General features: G+C 44.0%; 2 protein-coding genes. Both read left to right on the top strand.

Annotated features, from left to right (window positions below; genetic code table 11):
- Positions 1 to 672 (top strand): radical SAM protein (locus ACWATR_RS40100; protein ID WP_460345974.1); only part of this gene is annotated, 672 nt, incomplete at its 5' end.
- Between the two features lie 177 nt (positions 673 to 849).
- The coding region (locus ACWATR_RS40095; RefSeq protein WP_460345971.1) for a hypothetical protein at positions 850 to 1,280 on the top strand (431 nt) is incomplete at its 3' end.

Here is a 1,280-nt window from a genome sequence, read left to right as displayed (position 1 = left end):
CAATTGGGAAAAATTGAGCATCAAAGCCTTCATCGCCGGATCTTTGTTCCTACCCAAAAAATTCATCAAGAATTGCAATACTTTACGCCATCAGATATCGATTGTGTGACGTTAAGCGGTAGCGGAGAACCTACACTAGCATTAAATTTAGCAGAGATTTTAATAACTGCTAAAGCCTTTACAAACAAGACTATAGCGGTATTGACAAATGGAAGTTTGCTTCTCGATGCGTCAGTTAGAGAAGCATTGGCGATCGCCGATCTGGTCGCTGTCAAACTTGATGCTGTCGGTATTCAACGGTTTCATCTCGTCAACCGCTCACTATCCGATCTCGACCTGATGCACGTTTGGGCAGGGATCTTAGAATTTCGCCGGATCTATACCGGACGACTAGCAATTCAAACCATGCTACTAACCGAATGGAATGATCGAGAACAAGAAGCATACATTTCTCTGATGCAGATGTTATGCCCAGATGAAATTCAGCTAAATACGCCAACCCGTCCTAAACCTCTTACCCATCTTTTGGAGGCAAGAGGTAATCATCTCTCGGAAAACTCTGATTTAGGGCGATCGCTCAAATATGTTTCAGTTGACCTATTGCAGAGCTTTGCTAATCGGATTCAAAGCACACTAGGGATTCCAGTGCGTTATCCACAAGTTACGGAATAACGTAGACGCTTTGGCTTGCCTAGTAGTCTGTCAAGCGAAGTTTGCTTAGTTTAAATAACGAACCACAGAGGCACGGAGAACACAGAGAGAAAGATTCTAAAAGTTAGTTTAGCATTGTTGGCTAGATCACAGTACTAGTACCCTATTTATGACTTCTAAGAAGCAAGACTTAATTCTATGACTCACACTACCTCAGATGAATCGCTGAATGAACCGATTGATACAACAATTGATGGATTAACTGAGCAAAAACAGTCTCCTTCACCAAGGCTTTCTCGTCAGGGGTGGGAATTATGGCTCTTAGGTGCATTGCTGCTGGCAGGAGGAACCTGGGGCATTTTACAATTGACTCGCTCTACCCATTCACCAGAAGCCGCCTTAGTCCAGGCGATCGCAGTTGAAACCCTGACTATTCGTTCTCAACCAATCGTCAATACCTTGGAACTTTCTGGTTCAATTCGTCCTGTTGATCAGGCAACCCTGTCAACACGGGTGATGGGAAGGATTACCAAGTTATCGCTAGAATCAGGTGATCGCTTCCATAAAGGTCAAGTCTTGGCTCAGATTGATGTCACAGATATGACTGCCCAAACCAATCAGGCGAAGTC

Source organism: Nostoc sp. UIC 10890 (assembly GCF_054786515.1).
Note: the sequence above shows the minus strand (reverse complement) of the source record. Positions and strands in the feature narration are given on the sequence as shown.